The 15,579-nt window shown below is 74.6% G+C and carries 15 protein-coding genes; 5 read left to right on the top strand and 10 right to left on the bottom strand.

The annotated features are described in order from the left end of the window. Positions 1–4 precede the first annotated feature (4 nt). The 7 genes from I4I82_RS01505 to I4I82_RS01475 all read right to left on the bottom strand — a co-directional run bounded on the left by I4I82_RS01505 (position 5) and on the right by I4I82_RS01475 (position 6,409). Positions 5–499 (bottom strand): FAS1-like dehydratase domain-containing protein, encoded by a 495-nt coding sequence (locus I4I82_RS01505; protein WP_218588729.1) that lies wholly within the window; start codon positions 497–499, stop codon positions 5–7. Then, the gene (locus tag I4I82_RS01500) at positions 496–930 is read right to left on the bottom strand and encodes a Zn-ribbon domain-containing OB-fold protein (protein ID WP_218588730.1); all 435 of its coding nucleotides are present in this window, start codon (positions 928–930) and stop codon (positions 496–498) included. The genes I4I82_RS01505 and I4I82_RS01500 overlap by 4 nt, the downstream gene beginning before the upstream one ends. Next, entirely contained in the window at positions 927–2,069 is a 1,143-nt protein-coding gene (locus I4I82_RS01495) for a thiolase C-terminal domain-containing protein (protein WP_218588731.1), read from the bottom strand. The genes I4I82_RS01500 and I4I82_RS01495 overlap by 4 nt, the downstream gene beginning before the upstream one ends. Beyond that, on the bottom strand, positions 2,066–3,070 hold the full coding sequence (locus I4I82_RS01490) for an NAD(P)H-dependent flavin oxidoreductase (protein WP_218588732.1): 1,005 nt from the start codon (positions 3,068–3,070) through the stop codon (positions 2,066–2,068). Before I4I82_RS01490 ends, I4I82_RS01495 begins: the two co-directional genes overlap by 4 nt. 6 nt (positions 3,071–3,076) lie before the next feature. Next, positions 3,077–5,233: an acetate--CoA ligase family protein gene (locus tag I4I82_RS01485; protein WP_218588733.1), complete on the bottom strand. Its 2,157-nt coding sequence runs from the start codon at positions 5,231–5,233 to the stop codon at positions 3,077–3,079. Further along, complete coding sequence (locus I4I82_RS01480) at positions 5,230–5,556, bottom strand: hypothetical protein (protein WP_218588734.1); 327 nt, start codon at positions 5,554–5,556, stop codon at positions 5,230–5,232. Before I4I82_RS01480 ends, I4I82_RS01485 begins: the two co-directional genes overlap by 4 nt. Positions 5,557–5,773: 217 nt before the next feature. Further along, the gene (locus tag I4I82_RS01475) at positions 5,774–6,409 is read right to left on the bottom strand and encodes a TetR/AcrR family transcriptional regulator (RefSeq protein WP_218588735.1); all 636 of its coding nucleotides are present in this window, start codon (positions 6,407–6,409) and stop codon (positions 5,774–5,776) included. Positions 6,410–6,498: 89 nt separating this feature from the next. Here I4I82_RS01475 and I4I82_RS01470 point away from each other — a divergent pair, with 89 nt between their 5' ends. From I4I82_RS01470 to I4I82_RS01455, 4 genes are all read left to right on the top strand, one after another. Beyond that, positions 6,499–7,266: an enoyl-CoA hydratase/isomerase family protein gene (locus I4I82_RS01470; protein WP_226369819.1), complete on the top strand. Its 768-nt coding sequence runs from the start codon at positions 6,499–6,501 to the stop codon at positions 7,264–7,266. A gap of 2 nt (positions 7,267–7,268) precedes the next feature. Further along, positions 7,269–8,081 (top strand): TIGR03084 family metal-binding protein, encoded by an 813-nt coding sequence (locus I4I82_RS01465; RefSeq protein ID WP_226369818.1) that lies wholly within the window; start codon positions 7,269–7,271, stop codon positions 8,079–8,081. Next, positions 8,078–9,814, top strand: a complete 1,737-nt coding sequence (locus I4I82_RS01460; protein WP_218595002.1) for an acyclic terpene utilization AtuA family protein — start codon at positions 8,078–8,080, stop codon at positions 9,812–9,814. The genes I4I82_RS01465 and I4I82_RS01460 overlap by 4 nt, the downstream gene beginning before the upstream one ends. A gap of 61 nt (positions 9,815–9,875) precedes the next feature. Further along, entirely contained in the window at positions 9,876–10,706 is an 831-nt protein-coding gene (locus tag I4I82_RS01455; RefSeq protein ID WP_218588738.1) for an SDR family NAD(P)-dependent oxidoreductase, read from the top strand. 403 nt (positions 10,707–11,109) lie between these two features. Here I4I82_RS01455 and I4I82_RS01450 read toward each other — a convergent pair whose 3' ends face one another. Next, positions 11,110–12,264 carry a thiolase family protein gene (locus I4I82_RS01450; RefSeq protein ID WP_218588739.1) on the bottom strand — a complete coding sequence of 385 codons (1,155 nt, stop codon included), beginning with the start codon at positions 12,262–12,264 and terminating at the stop codon, positions 11,110–11,112. A 190-nt stretch (positions 12,265–12,454) separates the two neighbouring features. Here I4I82_RS01450 and I4I82_RS01445 point away from each other — a divergent pair, with 190 nt between their 5' ends. Continuing rightward, complete coding sequence (locus I4I82_RS01445; RefSeq protein ID WP_218588740.1) at positions 12,455–13,393, top strand: LLM class flavin-dependent oxidoreductase; 939 nt, start codon at positions 12,455–12,457, stop codon at positions 13,391–13,393. A gap of 12 nt (positions 13,394–13,405) precedes the next feature. Here the strand turns inward: I4I82_RS01445 and I4I82_RS01440 are convergent, their stop codons facing one another. Together I4I82_RS01440 and I4I82_RS01435 are read right to left on the bottom strand one after the other, a co-directional pair. Continuing rightward, positions 13,406–14,551, bottom strand: a complete 1,146-nt coding sequence (locus tag I4I82_RS01440) for an acyl-CoA dehydrogenase family protein (RefSeq protein WP_218588741.1) — start codon at positions 14,549–14,551, stop codon at positions 13,406–13,408. 375 nt (positions 14,552–14,926) lie between these two features. After that, positions 14,927–15,517, bottom strand: a complete 591-nt coding sequence (locus tag I4I82_RS01435; RefSeq protein WP_218588742.1) for a TetR/AcrR family transcriptional regulator — start codon at positions 15,515–15,517, stop codon at positions 14,927–14,929. Between the last annotated feature and the right edge of the window lie 62 nt (positions 15,518–15,579).

Genomic DNA, 15,579 nt, shown 5'->3' with positions numbered 1-15,579 from the left:
TCGCTCATCGCAGGATCCGTGAGTAGTCCTCCACCACGACCTCCTCGCCGAGCTGGTTGGTGAGCCGGTGCCGCAGCCCCATCAGCACGAAGGGGCCCGACGAGCCGGCCTTCTCGGTCAGCCCGGTGATCGTCCTCTCCAGGGTGATCCGGTCGCCGGCATGGATCCGGCCGGGGAACCGGGCCCGGGTCTCCCCGGCCATCACCTGCGACACGGCGATCGGGGGGAGGTCGGCGTCGGGGGTGCCGTCCTCGGCGAGCGCGGCGCGCGGCCGGATCAGCGCCGCGCCGATCCGCACGGCCACGTAGAACCCCGGCGGGGCCACGATCGCGCGGTACCCGGCGGCGCGGGCGGCGGCCTCGTCGAAGTGCTCGGCAGCGGTCTCGCCGACGGCGTGGCAGTACTTCGCGATGTCGGTGGCGCTCACCTCCACGGTCACCGGCGGGTCGCTGCGGCCGATCCAGGCCCGCGCCTCGTCCGTGACGAGCGGGCCGGTCACCGGGGACCGCCCCCGGCGGGCTGCCAGACGGGCAGCGCGATGCCCGGGGCGACCGGCTCGAACGCCACCTCCAGCGGCATGTCGATCTCCAGCTCCTCCGGCGGCGCGCCGCGCAACCGGCCGAGCATCCGGGCCGGCGCGTCGTCGAGTTCGACCGCACCGACGGCGAACGGCAGCGCATCGGCGTAGGCCGCGACCGTGGTGTGGTGCACGACCGTCCAGGTGAACAGCGAGCCGGTGCCCGCGACGGGCAGCCAGCGCAGCTCGGCCGGGCCGCACCGCCCGCAGGTGTCGCGCGGCGGCCACTGCACCCGCTCGCACGCGGCGCACTGCTGCACCACGAGCTCGCCCCGGGCGGCCGCGGCCCAGTACCCGCCCAGCACCGGGTCGTCCGGATCGGGCAGCGGTGGTGTGGCCCGCGGCGCGCTCACCGGGTCAGCACCGCGATCGCGCCGTCGCCCATGTCGCCCCATCCGGTCACCGCGACCACCTCCGCCCCGGGGACCTGGCGCGCCCCGCCGTCGCCGCGCAGCTGCACGACCGCCTCCACCACGTGGTTCATCCCGGCGATGTGCCCGTCGGAGAGCAGCCCGCCGTGCGGGTTGACCGGGAGCCGCCCGCCGAGCGCGATGCCGCCGTCGGCCACGAACGGGCCGCCGTCGCCGCGGGCGCAGAACCCGGCCTCCTCCAGCTGCTGGATCACCTCGAAGGTGAAGCAGTCGTAGATCATCGCCGCGTCCACGTCCGCCGGGGTCACCCCGGCCATCGCGAACGCGCGTGGTGCCGCCCTGGTCAGCCCGACGGTGAAGAAGTCGCGGCGGTTGACCAGGTCGTCGGGCGAGTCCGGGTGGCCCTCGGCCAGCCCGGCCAGGTGCACCGGGCGCCGGCGCAGGTCGCGGGCCCGGTCCGCGGCCACCACCAGCACCGCTCCGGCGCCGTCGGTCTCCTGGCAGCAGTCGAGCAGCAGGTAGGGCTCGGCGATCGGCCGGCTGCCGCGGTACTGCTCCATCGTCATCGGCCGCCCGTGCATCTGCGCGTGCGGGTTCAGCTGGGCGTGCGCGCGCATGGCCAGCGCGACGGCACCCAGGTGCTCGCGGGTGGTGCCGAACTCGTGCATGTGCCGACGGGCGAACATCGAGTACCACTGCGCGGGCGTGGTGAACCCGTGCGGGTGCTCCAGCTGGCGGCGGTAGCGTTGACCGGGCAGCAGCACCCCGATCCGCTGCTCGACCCGCGACCCCGAGCGGCCGTTGCGGGCGACGAACACGAGCACGCAGCGGGCCGCGCCGCTCGCCACGGCCAGTGCGGCGAGCCGCAGGCCGGCGACCGTGCTGGCCCCGCCCAGGTGCGGCACCGCCGTGAACGTCACGTCGGGCAGCCCGAGGCCCGCGATCAGGTCCTCGGCCGAGGGCCCGAACGGGAACGGCACGATGCCGTCGACCGCCGAGGTGGGCAGGCCGGCGTCCGCGCACGCCGCGGTCGCCGCCTCCACGGCCAGCCGCTCGGCGCTGCGGCCGCTGGCCCGGGAGAACTCGGTCATCCCGATCCCGGCCACGCACGTCCCGGTCACGGCGCCATCCGCTCGGCGAGCCCGCGCAGCGCCCGCTCGGCCCCGCCCACCAGGTCGGCCAGCACCGCCGCGGCTCCGTCCACCCGGTCCACCAGGGCCGTGGACTGGCCGAGCGGGATCGGCGAGCCGACGACGTCACCCTCGCGCAGCCCCTTCAGGACCAGGCCCTGCCGGTTGATCTCGATGGCCTGCTCCGGGAAGGGCTTGATCTCGCGGGTCGCCCAGTGGGCGGTGAAGTCGTTGGTGGCCAAACGGCAGGTCTTCCCGGACAGCGCCCGCGAGATCACGGTCTGGTCCTCGGTGCGGGCCACCGCCTCCTTGCGGACGTCGTCGTGCACGGCGGCCTCGTGGGTGGCCAGGAACCGGGTCCCGACCCAGACGCCGTCGGCGCCGAGCGCCAGTGCGGCGGCGACACCGGCCCCGGTGGCGATCCCGCCCGCGGCGACCACCGGGATGTCGACCTCCCGGGCCACGGCGGGGACCAGCACCGACAGCGCGACCGCACCGGTGTGCCCGCCCGCCTCGGTACCGGTGGCGACGACCGCGTCCGCGCCGAGCTGCTGCGCGCGTGCGGCGTGCCGGGCGGTGCCCACCAGGGTCATCACCCTGATGCCGTGCTCGTGGGCCTCGTCGGCCGCACCGGCGGGCAGCTTCATCGCGTAGACGATCAGCGGCACCCGCCTGCGGTAGACGATCTCGAGCAGCTCCGCGCGCAGCGCCGGGTCGACCGCGTGCGAGGCGCCCCCGTCGGGCCCGGCGGGGCGCTCGCCGAGATCGGGGAACAGGAAGTCGACCCCGAAGGGGGCCGAGGTCGCCGCCTGCACCAGCGCGATCTCCTCGTCCAGCTCGGCCGGGCTCATCCGCGACGCCCCGATGCACCCCACGCCGCCGGCGTCCGACACCGCGGCGGCGAGCCGCCCACCCGCCACCACCCCCATCCCGGCCTGCATGATCGGGTAGCGCACCCCGAGCAGCTCGGTGATCCGGGTCCTCCACGCCATCGTCGCCTACCTCTCCCGTGCGTGGTCGAGAGCGACCAGGCCGTCGACGACGGACACCCCGTGCCCGTACGGGTGCACCAGTACCGGATTGAGATCGATCTCCGCGACGCCGGGCAGCCCGCCGGCCACCAGCCGCGAGAGCCGGGCGACCAGCGCGCACAGCGCGCCGGTGTCGGCGCCGGCGAGCAACCGGATCAGCCGGGTGCCCTCGAGCGACCGCCGGACGGCCCCGGGGCTCGCCGGGGGCAGCACGATCGTGACGTCGTCGACGAGCTCGGCGAGCACCCCGCCGGGTCCGACGGCCAGCACCCGCCCGTACACCGGGTCGGTGGCCACCCCGACGATCACCTCGACGCCCGGCGGTGCCATCCGCTCGACCAGCACACCCTGCACCCCCGCGGCGCCGACCGCGGCGACGCCGGCGGCGAACACCTGCCGCGCGGCGGCCCGCAGACCCGCCGCGTCGGCGACGCCCACCACCACGCCACCGACCGCGCTCTTGTGGGCGATGTCGCGCGCCAGCACCTTCACCGCCAGCGGGAACCCGAGCCCGGGGTCCTCGCCCGCGGCGACCTCGGCGGGGGCCAGCACCCGCCGCGCCGGCAGGCCGGTGACGCCGGCCAGCTCGAGCAGGGTCTTGGAGGCGTCCTCGTCGAGCACGCGGTGGTGTTGGGCGTCGAGGAACCGGATCAGTGCGGCGGGGGAAGGCTCGGCCTGGTCCCCCTCGGTCGCCGGGTCCACCTCCGTCGCCGGGTGCGGCTCGGCGGCTGCGGCCAGCGCGGCCAGCGGCCGGATGCACTCCTCGATGCCACCGAAGACGGCGACCCCGCCCGCGTGCAGGATCTCGGCCACCTCGGCGGAGGCGCCCAGCCAGATCACCGAGCAGCGCTTCCCGAGCACCGTCGCCGCGGCGACGATCCGCCGGGCCAGCCCGGGCCCGAACGAGCCGCCGCCGCCCAGGAACACGACCACCTCGTCGACGGCGTCGTCCCCGGCCAGGACCCGCAGGCACCGGTCGAACGGCGAGCGCGGGTCGATCAGCACCGTCGCGGTGACGTCGACCGGGTTGGCCGCGCTCGCCCACGCCGGCAGCAGCTCCCGCAGCCGCGCCGTGGTGCCCGGCCGCAGCGGCGGGACCGTCAGCCCCCACCGGTCGCACGCGTCGCTCACCAGCACCCCGCCGCCGCCGGAGCCGGTCAGCACCCCGATCCGGCGCCCGCCCCACGGCGGCTCGGCCACCACGGCCCGGCAGGCCGTGACCAGGTCCTCGGGGGTGGTCACGCCGACGACGCCGTAGCGGCGCAGCACGGCGTCGCTGACCCGGGCCGACCCGGCGAGCGCACCGGTGTGCGACCGGGCCGCGGCCTGCCCGCGCTCGGAGTCGCCCGCGCGCAGCAGCACCACCGGGACCCCGCGGTCGCGGGCCGCCGCGAAGAAGGCGGTCAGGCCGGCGCCGTCGCGCACCCCCTCCAGGTAGAGGGCGACCGCCCGGACCCCCGGGTCGTCGAGCACGGCGCAGGCCAGCCGCGCGGCGTCGAGGACCGCCTCGTTGCCGGTGCTGACCATGAGCGCGAGGCCGAACCCGCCGGCGTGGGCCATCGCGGCGACGTAGCTGCCGATGGCCCCGCTCTGGGTGACCAGGGCGACCGCACCGGCCGGGAGCTCGGCCTCGCCGTCCACCAGGGAGGCGAACGTGCAGTAGGAGCGGGACCCGAAGTCGATCACGCCCAGCGAGTTGGGCCCGACCACGGCGAGCCCGCGCTCGCGCGCCAGTGCGGCCAGCCCGCGCTCGCGCGCGGCCCCGGCGTCGTCGAGCTCGGCGAACCCGGAGCTGAAGACGAGGAACGTCCGCGCGCCGCGGTCGGCCGCCGCGGCCACGGTGTCCAGCACCGACTCGGCCCGCACGGCGACCACCGTCAGGTCCGGCACCTCGGGCAGCGCCGCGGCGTCGGGCAGGCAGACGACGCCCGCGACGGCGGTGTGCCGCGGGTTGACCGGGTAGAGCCGCGGCGGCCGCGCACCGCGCAACAGGCTGCGCAGCGCCCGGGTCGCCGGCCGGGCCGGGTCCGGGGACGCGCCGAACAGCGCGACCGACTCCGGTCGCAGCAGGCAGCGCAGCAGCTCTCGCCCGGTGGGTGCGGCAGCCGCCGCGTCGGCGGTCACCGGGCCACCTCCTCGATCGGCACCTTCCACCGCACAGGCCCGGTTCGGCGGCCCGGCTGCACCTGCGGGCGGGTCAGCAGGACGTCGGACCGCCGGACGTCCCGGGGCGCGGCGACCTCGGGCACGTCCAGGGCGTCCGGCCTGCGGGTCGGCACGTCGACCACATCGTGGTGCACCCGTCGCGCGTGCGGCCCGTTCACCCGCACCGTCTCCACGGTCGAGCCCTGGTCCGGCCGGTCGCGGCCGGGGTGCCCGAGGGCCTGCTCGAGATCACCTCGCGCACCAACGCGACCGATGCCCGTCCGGCGGGCGGTTGTGCCCATCGGCGTTCCTCCCTACCCGCGCAGTGCAGCACGGCGGCCGGTCCCGCGGGTGCCCCACTTCGCGACACTCCGCCCCCAGCCGGCTCGGCGTGCCGGCGCTGGGCCGAGCACCTCGCCGCCGACGGTCGCGGTCACGTGAACCACCGCTCGCAGCCGGGACGGTGGCGGCGGGAGCCGCTCGACCTCCTGCTCGGGGTGGGGGCGACCGGGTTTCGGGTCACGAGTTGGTGAGGCCTCGTTCACTTTCGGCGCTGCTTCGCGGGTGCACCCCCAGACACGCGTGGGCGGTCACGTCCAGCAGTTCGGCGAGCCGCTGCTCGGTCAGCCCGCTGCGGTAGAACAGCGTCGCCTGCACCGCGCCGATGGCGGCGTGCACGAGCAGCCGCAGCTCGCCGTCGCCGAGGTCGGGCCGCAGCGGCCCGAGCACGCCCACCCACTCCTCGATGTAGTGGCGCTGCTCGCGGCGCAGCCGTCTGCGGTCGGCGTCGGGCAGGCTGTGCGCCTCGCGGTGGTAGACCGCGAGGATGTCGCGGTCGTGCAGGGCGACCCGGATGTGGTCGCGGACCAGTAGAGACAGCGCGACGTGGTCGTCGTCGGTCTGGGCGACGATCGTGGTGGCCCGGTTCTGCAGCCGCTGCATCGCCTGGTCGAGCAGGGCGACGAGGAGGTCGTTCTTGCTGGCGAAGTGCCGGTACACGCCCGAGCCGACGATGCCCGCCTCGGCGCCGATCTCGTCCATCCCCACGGCGTGGAAGCCGCGGCGCGACACCAGGTCGGCGGCGGCGGCGAGGATGCGGCGGCGCCGGTCCGGGTCGCGTCGCCGCACGCCGTCGGCTGATGCACCACTCGCCATCTGGTCATCATGACAGGAGAGACGGTACGGTCGCGAGTGAACAGGTCCTCACTTGGCGGTGGGGCCCCGGGACGACAGGACGGGAACCGGTGAGCGAGGAAACGATCACGTACGAGGTCGACGACGGGGTGGCCTGGGTGACCATCAACCGTCCGGAGGCCCGCAACGCGCTCAACGCGGCGGCCCGCGAGGGACTGTTCGCCGCGACCCACCGCTTCAACGGGGACGACGCGGCGAAGGTCATGGTGCTGACCGGGGCGGGCGACCGGGCGTTCTGCGCCGGGGGCGACCTCAAGGAGATGTCCGAGACGGCGCTCACCGTCCCGCCGCCCGACTTCGCCCCGCAGTTCGGCCGCAACATCGACGTCGTCAAGCCGACGATCGCCGCGGTGAACGGTGTCGCGTTCGCCGGTGGCTTCCTGCTCGCCCAGCAGTGCGACCTCGTCGTGGCCGCCGAGCACGCCACGTTCGCCGTCAGCGAGGTCAAGGTGGGCCGTGGGTCCCCCTGGGCGGCGCCGCTGTCGTGGCTGCTGCCGCCACGGCTGGCGCTGCAGATCCTGTTGACCGGGGACCCGATCTCCGCGGAGCGCGCCCGCGAGGTCGGCATGGTCAACGAGGTGGTACCCGCGGCGGAGCTGCGGGCCCGGACGCAGGAGCTCGCCGTGCGGATCGCCTCGAACGCCCCGCTGTCGGTGCTCGCGGCCAAGCGCACCGCGTACCTCTCGGCCGAGTACCCGCTCGCCCGGGCCTACGAGCTGGCCGAGGACATCTGGGAGCCGGTCTACCACAGCGCGGACGCCCAGGAGGGCCCGGCCGCGTTCCGCGAGAAGCGCACACCGGTCTGGAAGGGGCTGTAGCCGTGGCCGTGTCCATGGAGTCCGTCATCGCCGACATCGAGGCGGAGACGGCCGATCTCCGAGAGCTGCTCACCGGGCTGCCGGAGGGGCCCGAGGGCTGGGACGCCCCGACGCCCGCCGCGGGCTGGGCCGTCCGGGACCAGATCAGCCACCTGGCGTTCTTCGACGACGCCGCCGTCCGCTCGGCCACCGACCCGGAGGGCTTCACAGCCGAGGTGGTGCCGAAGCTGGCCGACGGGACGATCTCGCCGGACACCATCGCCGCGCGGTACCGGACCATGCCGGGCACGGAGCTGCTGGCCTGGTTCGACGGTGCGCGCGCCGCGCTGGTCACCGCGTTCGCCCGGATCGAGCCGTCGGTGCGGGTGCCGTGGTTCGGTCCGCCGATGAGCGCGGCGTCGTCGTTGACGGCGCGGATCATGGAGACCTGGGCGCACGGCCAGGACGTGGCCGACGGCCTGGGCCGCACGCGCCCGCCGTCGTCCCGGCTGCGCCACGTCGCCCACATCGGCGTGGGGGCGCGGGCGTTCAGCTACCTGGCCAACGGCCGCGAGGTGCCCACCGAGCCGGTCCGGGTCGAGCTCACCGCACCCGACGGGAGCCTGTGGACGTGGGGGGCCGAGGGGGCGCCCGACCGGGTCAGCGGTCCCGCGCTCGACTTCTGCCTGCTGGTCACCCAGCGTCGCCACCGCGACGACACCGCGCTGCTCGCCGAGGGCCCGCTGGCCGACGAGTGGCTCTCGATCGCGCAGGCGTTCGCCGGGCCACCCGGCGGGGGCCGCGAGCCGGGCCAGTTCACGGGAGGTGCGGCATGAGGGGCCCGATCCGCATCGGCAACTGCTCGGGCTTCTACGGGGACCGGATCTCCGCGGCGCGGGAGATGGTCGAGGGTGGGGTGGGCGCGGACGGCATCGACGTGCTCTGCGGGGACTACCTCGCCGAGCTGACGATGCTGATCCTGGCCAAGGCCCAGGCGAAGGACCCGGCGGGCGGCTACGCCCGCACCTTCCTCACCCAAATGGAGCAGGTGCTGGGTACCTGTGCCGACCGCGGCATCAAGGTCGTCGCCAACGCCGGTGGGCTCAACCCGGCCGGGCTGGCCGCCGCACTGCGCGAGCTGGCGCAGCGGCTCGGTGTGCCGGTCCGGGTGGCCCACGTCGAGGGTGACGACCTGCGCGGCGACCTCGCCGCGATCACCCCGCCGGTCGGGGAGGCCAAGCCCGTCTCGGCCAACGCCTACCTGGGCGGCTGGGGCATCGCCGAGGCCCTGGGCGCCGGGGCGGACGTCGTCGTCACCGGGCGGGTCACCGACGCCTCCCTCGTAGTCGGGCCGGCCGCCTGGTGGCACGGGTGGGAGCGCACCGACTGGGACCCCCTCGCCGGCGCCGTCGCGGCCGGCCACGTCATCGAGTGCGGCCCACAGGCGACCGGTGGCAACTACGCGTTCCTCGACGAGGTGACCGACCGCCGCTACCCGGGCTTCCCGATCGCCGAGGTGTCCGCCGACGGCTCCTCGGTGATCACCAAGCACGAGGGCACCGGTGGGCTGGTGTCGGTGGGCACCGTCACCGCGCAGCTGCTCTACGAGATCGCCGAACCGGCCTACCTGGGCCCGGACGTGGTGACGCACTTCGACACGATCACGCTGCGCCAGCAGGCCGAGCACCGGGTGCAGATCACCGGGGCCACCGGGAGCCCGCCGCCGGAGACGCTGAAGGTGGCGCTCAACGACGTCGGCGGATTCCGCAACACGATGACGATGGTGCTCACCGGGCTCGACGTCGAGGCCAAGGCGGCGTTCGCCGAGCAGCAGCTGTTCGACGTGCTGGGCGGGCGCGACCGGTTCGCCGAGGTCGACGTGCGGCTGCTGCGCTTCGACGGTCCCGACGCGCCCACCAACGAGCAGGCCACCGCGCACCTGCGGGTCACCGTGAAGGACCCCGATCCGCGCAAGGTCGGGCGGGCGTTCTCCAGCGGGATCATGGAGGTCGCGCTGGCCGGCTACGCCGGCTTCCACACGACCACCCCACCGACGTCGGAGTCGGCCTACGGGGTCTACCGGCCCGCGGCCGTCCCCCGGTCGTCGGTGCACCAGGTGCTCGTCCTGCCCGACGGCGAGCGGCGCGTGATCGCGGATCCGCCCACCGCACCGGTGCCGGCCGCCGCGGCCGCTCCCGCCGCACAGGCCCCGGCGCCGGTCGGGCCCACCCGCCGCGCGCCGCTGGGCGCGGTGCTCGGTGCCCGGTCCGGTGACAAGGGCGGCAACGCGAACATCGGCCTGTGGGCGCGCGACGACGCCGGGTACGCCTGGGCAAGGGAGCACCTGACCGTCGACCGGCTGCGCGGGCTGCTCGGCCCGGAGGCCGCCGACCTCCGGATCGAGCGGTTCGAGCTGCCGAGCATCCGGGCGCTCAACGTGGTCGTGCACGGGCTGCTCGGCGAGGGCGTCGCCTCCTCGACCCGTCCCGACGCGCAGGCGAAGGGACTGGGGGAGTACCTGCGGTCCCGCCTGGTCGACGTGCCCGACGCGTTGCTGACGGGAAGCTGACCGCACTACCGGCGCAGACCGGGCCCGGCGCCGCCGCGCCCCGATCGAGAGGTGGAGACACGTGGGTACGTTGGACGGCAAGGTGGCCCTGGTGTCCGGGTCCGGGCGCGGGATCGGGCGGGCGATCGCCGAGAAGCTGGCCGGGCAGGGCGCCAGGGTCGTGGTGAACGACCTGGACGCCGACCCGGCGAAGGAGGCCGTGGCGGCGATCGAGGCGGCCGGTGGCACCGCGGTCGCCTGTGCCGGGAGCGTCACCGAGGACGGCTTCGCGGAGCGGTTCGTCGCCACCGCGGTCGACGAGTTCGGCGGGGTCGACATCATCGTCAACAACGCCGGCTACACGTGGGACTCGGTCGTGCAGAAGATGAGCGACGACCAGTGGGACGCCATCCTCGACGTGCACCTCAAGGCGCCGTTCCGGATCCTGCGGGCCGCCCAGCCGGTGATCAGCGCCGCGGTCAAGCAGGCCAGGGCGGCCGGTACCGAGGTGCCGTGCCGCAAGGTCGTCAACATCTCGTCGATCGCGGGCACCGGCGGCAACGCCGGTCAGGCCAACTACTCCGCGGGCAAGGCCGGGGTGATCGGGCTGACCAAGGCGCTGTCCAAGGAGTGGGGCCGCTACAACGTGACGGTCAACGCGGTGGCCTTCGGCCTGATCCGCACCCGGCTCACCGAGGTGCCCGCCGGGGGCGATGGGAAGATCGACATCGCGGGTCGCCAGCTGGCGGTCGGGGTGAACCCGGAACTGCTCGACGCGATGGAACGCGGCATCCCGCTGGGCCGGGCGGGAACACCGGCCGACGCCGCGGGCGCGGTCTACCTGCTCTGCATCCCCGAGTCCGACTACGTGAGCGGCCAGGTCGTCATCTGCGGTGGGGGCTTCACCGCCTGAGCGGTGCGGACGTGACGCTAGACGACACGGACGCCGCGTCCGACACGCTGGTCCAGCGGCCCATCCTGGAGGCGTTGTCGGCCGTGTTCCTCGGGCCGGACGGCTCGGCGGTCGACCCCCTGGGCCAACTCCGCTGCTGGCTGATCCCGCCGGGCCCCCCGATGCTCATCAAAGTGGGGCGGAGACGCTGCCCAACATCGCGGTGCGCTTCGTCGAGCGCGCCCGCCGGGCGGGCGTCGACGTGACCGTCGACGTCGTGCCCGGGACGCAGCACGTCCTCCCTGTTACGTGGAGGCAGCCGCGGAACCATGACGGCGGTCCCGGAAGAGGCGGTGGCGCGGCGACCTCAGCCGGGAGGGGATCCTGGCCGCGTCCAGTCGTGGCGGCCGACCCGCACCCGGTGTCAGCGGACCAGCTCGACGACCGTCGCGTTGGCCATCCCGCCGCCCTCGCACATGGTCTGCAGCCCGTAGCGGATGCCGCGATCGCGCATGTGGTGGACCAGGCGGGTCATCAGGATGGCTCCGGAAGCCCCGAGCGGGTGACCGACGGCGATCGCCCCGCCCAGCGGGTTGACCCGCTCGGAATCGGCACCGGTCTCGGCCAGCCAGGCCAGCGGGATCGGGGCGAACGCCTCGTTGACCTCGAAGGCGCCGATGTCGTCGATCGACAGTCCGGCCCGGCCGAGCACCTTCGCCGTGGCGGGGATCGGCGCGGTGAGCATCATGACGGGGTCCGCTCCGCCCACGGCCCCGCTGTGGTAGCGGGCGATCGGGGTGAGCCCCAGCTCGCCCGCCCGGGTCGGGGTGGTGACCAGCAGGGCGGCGGCGCCGTCGGAGATCTGTGAGGCGTTGCCGGCGTGGATCACTCCGTCGGCGTCGAACGACGGGTTCAGTGCCCCCAGCTTCTCCGCGGTCGTCCCACGGCGCAACCCCTCGTCGACGGTGTGCCCGGGCGCCTCCGGGATCGTGACGAGCTGGCCGTCGAAAGCGCCGGAGTCGATGGCGGCTGCGGCCCGGGCGTGGCTGAGCGCGGAGAACTCGTCCAGCACCGAGCGGGTGAGGCCCCACTTCGCGGCGATCAGCTCGGCGCCTCGACCCTGGTGGAAGGTCCCGCCCCCGAGCTCGGTCTCGTAACGGCCCAGCGCCCGAGGGCCGTAGGGCAGGCCGACGTCCCGCCCGGCACCGAGCGGAACCCGGCTCATCGACTCCACCCCGCCCGCCACCACCACGTCGTACTGGCCCGCCATCACCATGCCGGCCGCGAAGTCGAGTGCCTGCTGACTCGAGCCGCAGGCCCGGTTGACCGTCGTCCCCGGCACGGTCTCGGGCCAGCCGGCCGCCAGCACCGCGGATCGAGCGGGGTTCGCGGACTGGTCGCCCACCTGGCTGACGCAGCCCCACACGACGTCGTCGACGAGCGCGGGGTCGAGCCCGGTCCGCGCGGCGAGGGCCTCGAGCACCCTCGCCGACAGGTCGACGGGGTGCACCCCCGCGAGCGAGCCGCCGCGCTTGCCGATGGGCGTGCGGACGGCCTCGACGATCACTGCTTCGGGCATGCCGACCTCCTCGTCACCGGACCTGATAGATTGGCGTAATCATCATGAGGATAGCCCGCCAGGTCCTGCTGGTGGACGCTGCATGCGACGATGTTTACCCGGCCGTTCCCCGGGCCACCGTCCTGCGCGAGGTGGTGATCGCCGGCGAACACCGTGAGGTGGGTCCAGCGGGTCGCCGGGTCGGTGCGGCGTGAGTGTCCCCCTGACGGTGCGGGAGTCCGGGTTCGGCGTGATGCTGCCGAACTTCGACCCGCTGCGGCTGGGGACACCGCCGCTGCTGGCCGCCGCCCGGCTGGCGGAGGACCTCGGGTTCGACTCGGGCTGGGTCGGCGACCACCTGAGCTTCCACCCGCCGGTCCTGGAACCGTGCGGAGCGCTGGCAGCGGTCGCCGCGGTCACGCAGCGGCTGGTGCTGGGCACCGGGGTGCTGCTGCTGCCGATGCGCAACCCGGTGTGGACCGCCAAGCAGCTCGGAACGGTCGCCGCGCTCGCGCCGGACCGCCTCGTCATCGGGGTCGGCGCGGGCGGGGAGAACCCGGCCGAGTTCGAGGCGGCCGGCTACCCCGTGGCGCAGCGGGGCCGCCGTCTCGACGAGGCCATCGGCGTTGTCGATGCACTGCTGCGCGGCGAGGCCGTGGACCATGCCGGCCCGCTGCTGCCGGTGCGCTCGCCGATGCTGGAACCGGTGCCGTCCTCGCGGCCCCCGCTGGTCGTCGGCGGCCGGTCCGCCCACGCGGTGCGCCGCGCCGCACGGTTCGCCGAGGGCTGGTTCGCGGTGTGGCTGGAGCCCGAGCGGGTGCGCAGGGCGATCGAGAACCTGCGGGCGCACGCCGAGGAGTTCCGTCGCCCGGTGTGCACCACCGTGATGCTGGTGTTCGTGCACGTCACCGACGACGCCGAGACGGGGCGACGGGAGCTGGAGCGGTTCGTCGCAGGCCAGTACGGCATGCCCGTCGAGGCCATCGAGCGGTGGTGCGTGATCGGTGGCGAGGACCGCGTGGCCGACGCGCTGGCCCGGTACCGTGACGCCGGTGCCGAGGCGTTCGTGATGATGCCGACCGCCGTCGACGTCCTGCTCCAGTACGAGCGGCTCGCCGGTGTGCGGGACCGGCTCGCCGCGTCGATCTGATCGACGGTCTCGCTACGGGGCGAACTTGCGACCCAGGAGGTGCCGGGCGACGACCAGCTTCGCGACCTGGGCGGTGCCGTCGGCGATCTCGAAGGCCATGACGTCGCGCAGCCGCTGGCCCTGGGGGCTGTCGCTGCCCCACCCCGCGTGTCCGAAGGTCAGCAGCGCCTGGTGCACGACCTCGCCTGCGGTCTTGGGTGCGAACCACTTGGCCATGTTCGCGGCCACCGTGTGGTCCAGCCCCTGGTCCTTGCGCCACAGGGCCTCGTAGCAGATGTGCCGGGCGCCGGCCAGCCGCGTCGCCTGCTCGACCAGGGGGAACGCCACACCCTGGTTGCGCCCGATCGGGCCGCCGAAGGCCTCCCGCGTCCGGGCGTAGTCCAGGGCGTCGTCCAGGGCCGCCTCGGCGATCCCGACGCACATCAGGCCGATCACCGCGCGGGAGTAGTCGAACCCCTGCATCACCGAGACGAAGCCCGCCCCCTCCTGTCCGATCAGCTCGTCGCGACCCACCGGTACGCCGTCGAAGTGCAGCGACGCGCGCCCGATCGCCCGGCCACCGTGGTCGTCGAGCGCGGTGCGGGCGATCCGGTCGTCGTGCAGGTCGACGTAGAACGCGCTGACGCCGCGGGCGCCCGGCCCGCCGGTCCGGGCGAAGACGATGCCGGTGTCGGCGAGCATGCCCATCGAGATCGAGGTCTTCTCCCCGGTGAGCCGCCAGCCCGCGCCGTCGGGCTGCGCGCGCAGGGAGAGGTTGGCGGCGTCGGACCCGTGCTCGGGCTCGGTCAGCACCAGTGCCGAGAGCACGGAGCCGTCGGCGATCGGCGGCAGCCAGCGGGCCAGCTGCTCCTCGCTGGCGTTGCCGACCAGGATGTCGGCGTTCAGCGCGGCGACCAGCAGGATGTAGCAGGCGTTGATGTCGGCCCGGGACACCTCCTCGGCCGCCAGACCGGTGGTCACGGCGTCCGCCTCCTGGCCACCGAAGCGCTCCGGGACGCGCAGCCCGGTGAGACCCATGGACGCCATCTCCCGGGGGAGCTCCGGGCGCATCCGGCCCGCCCGGTCGTCGGGCTGGTAGTGCGGGGCGAGAACCTTCTGCGCGAAGGTCGCGAGCTCGCGCCGGAAGGTCTCCTGGTCGGCGTAGAAGGCGTAGTGCACTCGCTGCTCCGCTCTGCTGGCTTCGTGGCATCGGGATGATCAGTATCACGATCGCCCCGACCGTATCCGGTCGACTGGTCGGGCACTACCCGAGGACGAGCACCACATGGCCCTCGGTGACCGACTCGCCCTCGCAGACGGAGAGCGTGCGCACCCCGTTGGGGACGGCGGGTGGGTGGGCTGACAGCTGAACCAGCGTTCACATCCTGCCTGCACCTCGCACGGCCATGGTGGGTGCGGCGCCATCCTCGTCACGGCCGACCCCGCCCCGCCGCGCGCTGGAGCGAGGACCATGCGCTCAACCAGTCCGATGTACGGATGCTCGTGACCTCGCGCGGTACCCGCCGCCGAGCGGCCGGGACGGTGCGCGCCGGGTCAGCCCGCGGCAGAGTCGACGTCCACGTCGTCGGGGGACCGGGCAAGCAGTACCGCCGCGGCGGCGGTGCTCAGCAGCCGCTCCACCGCGGCGTCGTCGAGCTCGGCCGGCATGTGGGCGGCGGCGTTGATCAGCGACAGCACCGCGGTGACGACACCGCACACCTCCGCGGCGCCGAGGTCGGGACGTAGCTGGACGAGTGCGTCGGTCCAGATCGCCTCGTAGTCGCGCTGGCGACGCCGCAGCGAGCGCAGCGCGATCGGGGACAGGGCACGATGCTCACGGACGTACACCGCCACGAGCCGGCGGTGGCGTGCCCCGAATCCGGCGTGCACGGTGATCAGCACGTTCAGGACGTGCTCCGCATCGCCCTCCTGTGCGGCCAGCCGCGCACCGGTCAGCAGCTCCGTCATCGCCGCGTTGCACAGCTCCCGGAGGATGGCGTCCTTGTTCTGGAAGTGGCGGTACACCGCCGGCCCGGTGACGCCCGCGGCGGCCCCGATGTCGTCGATGCCGACCGCGTGGTAGCCCTGTCGGGAGAACAGCTCGGTGGCGACCTCGAGGAGGACGGTGCGGCGGAACCCGGCCACCTCGTCACCTCCCCGGCATACCGTCGGTCGTCCTCGTGCGCGCGAACGGGGCCATCCTATAG

The organism is Pseudonocardia oceani, from assembly GCF_019263585.2.
Taxonomy (GTDB): domain Bacteria; phylum Actinomycetota; class Actinomycetes; order Mycobacteriales; family Pseudonocardiaceae; genus Pseudonocardia; species Pseudonocardia oceani.
This window is presented reverse-complemented; position numbering and strand designations above follow the sequence as displayed.

What these genes read in the sequence shown, in the direction of transcription:
- I4I82_RS01480 (WP_218588734.1), bottom strand. Translation starts at nt 5,556, where the DNA reads ATGGGCACAACCGCCCGCCGGACGGGCATCGGTCGCGTTGGTGCGCGA.
- I4I82_RS01460 (WP_218595002.1), top strand. Translation starts at nt 8,078, where the DNA reads ATGAGGGGCCCGATCCGCATCGGCAACTGCTCGGGCTTCTACGGGGAC.
- I4I82_RS01490 (WP_218588732.1), bottom strand. Translation starts at nt 3,070, where the DNA reads ATGGCGTGGAGGACCCGGATCACCGAGCTGCTCGGGGTGCGCTACCCG.
- I4I82_RS01450 (WP_218588739.1), bottom strand. Translation starts at nt 12,264, where the DNA reads ATGCCCGAAGCAGTGATCGTCGAGGCCGTCCGCACGCCCATCGGCAAG.
- I4I82_RS01475 (WP_218588735.1), bottom strand. Translation starts at nt 6,409, where the DNA reads ATGGCGAGTGGTGCATCAGCCGACGGCGTGCGGCGACGCGACCCGGAC.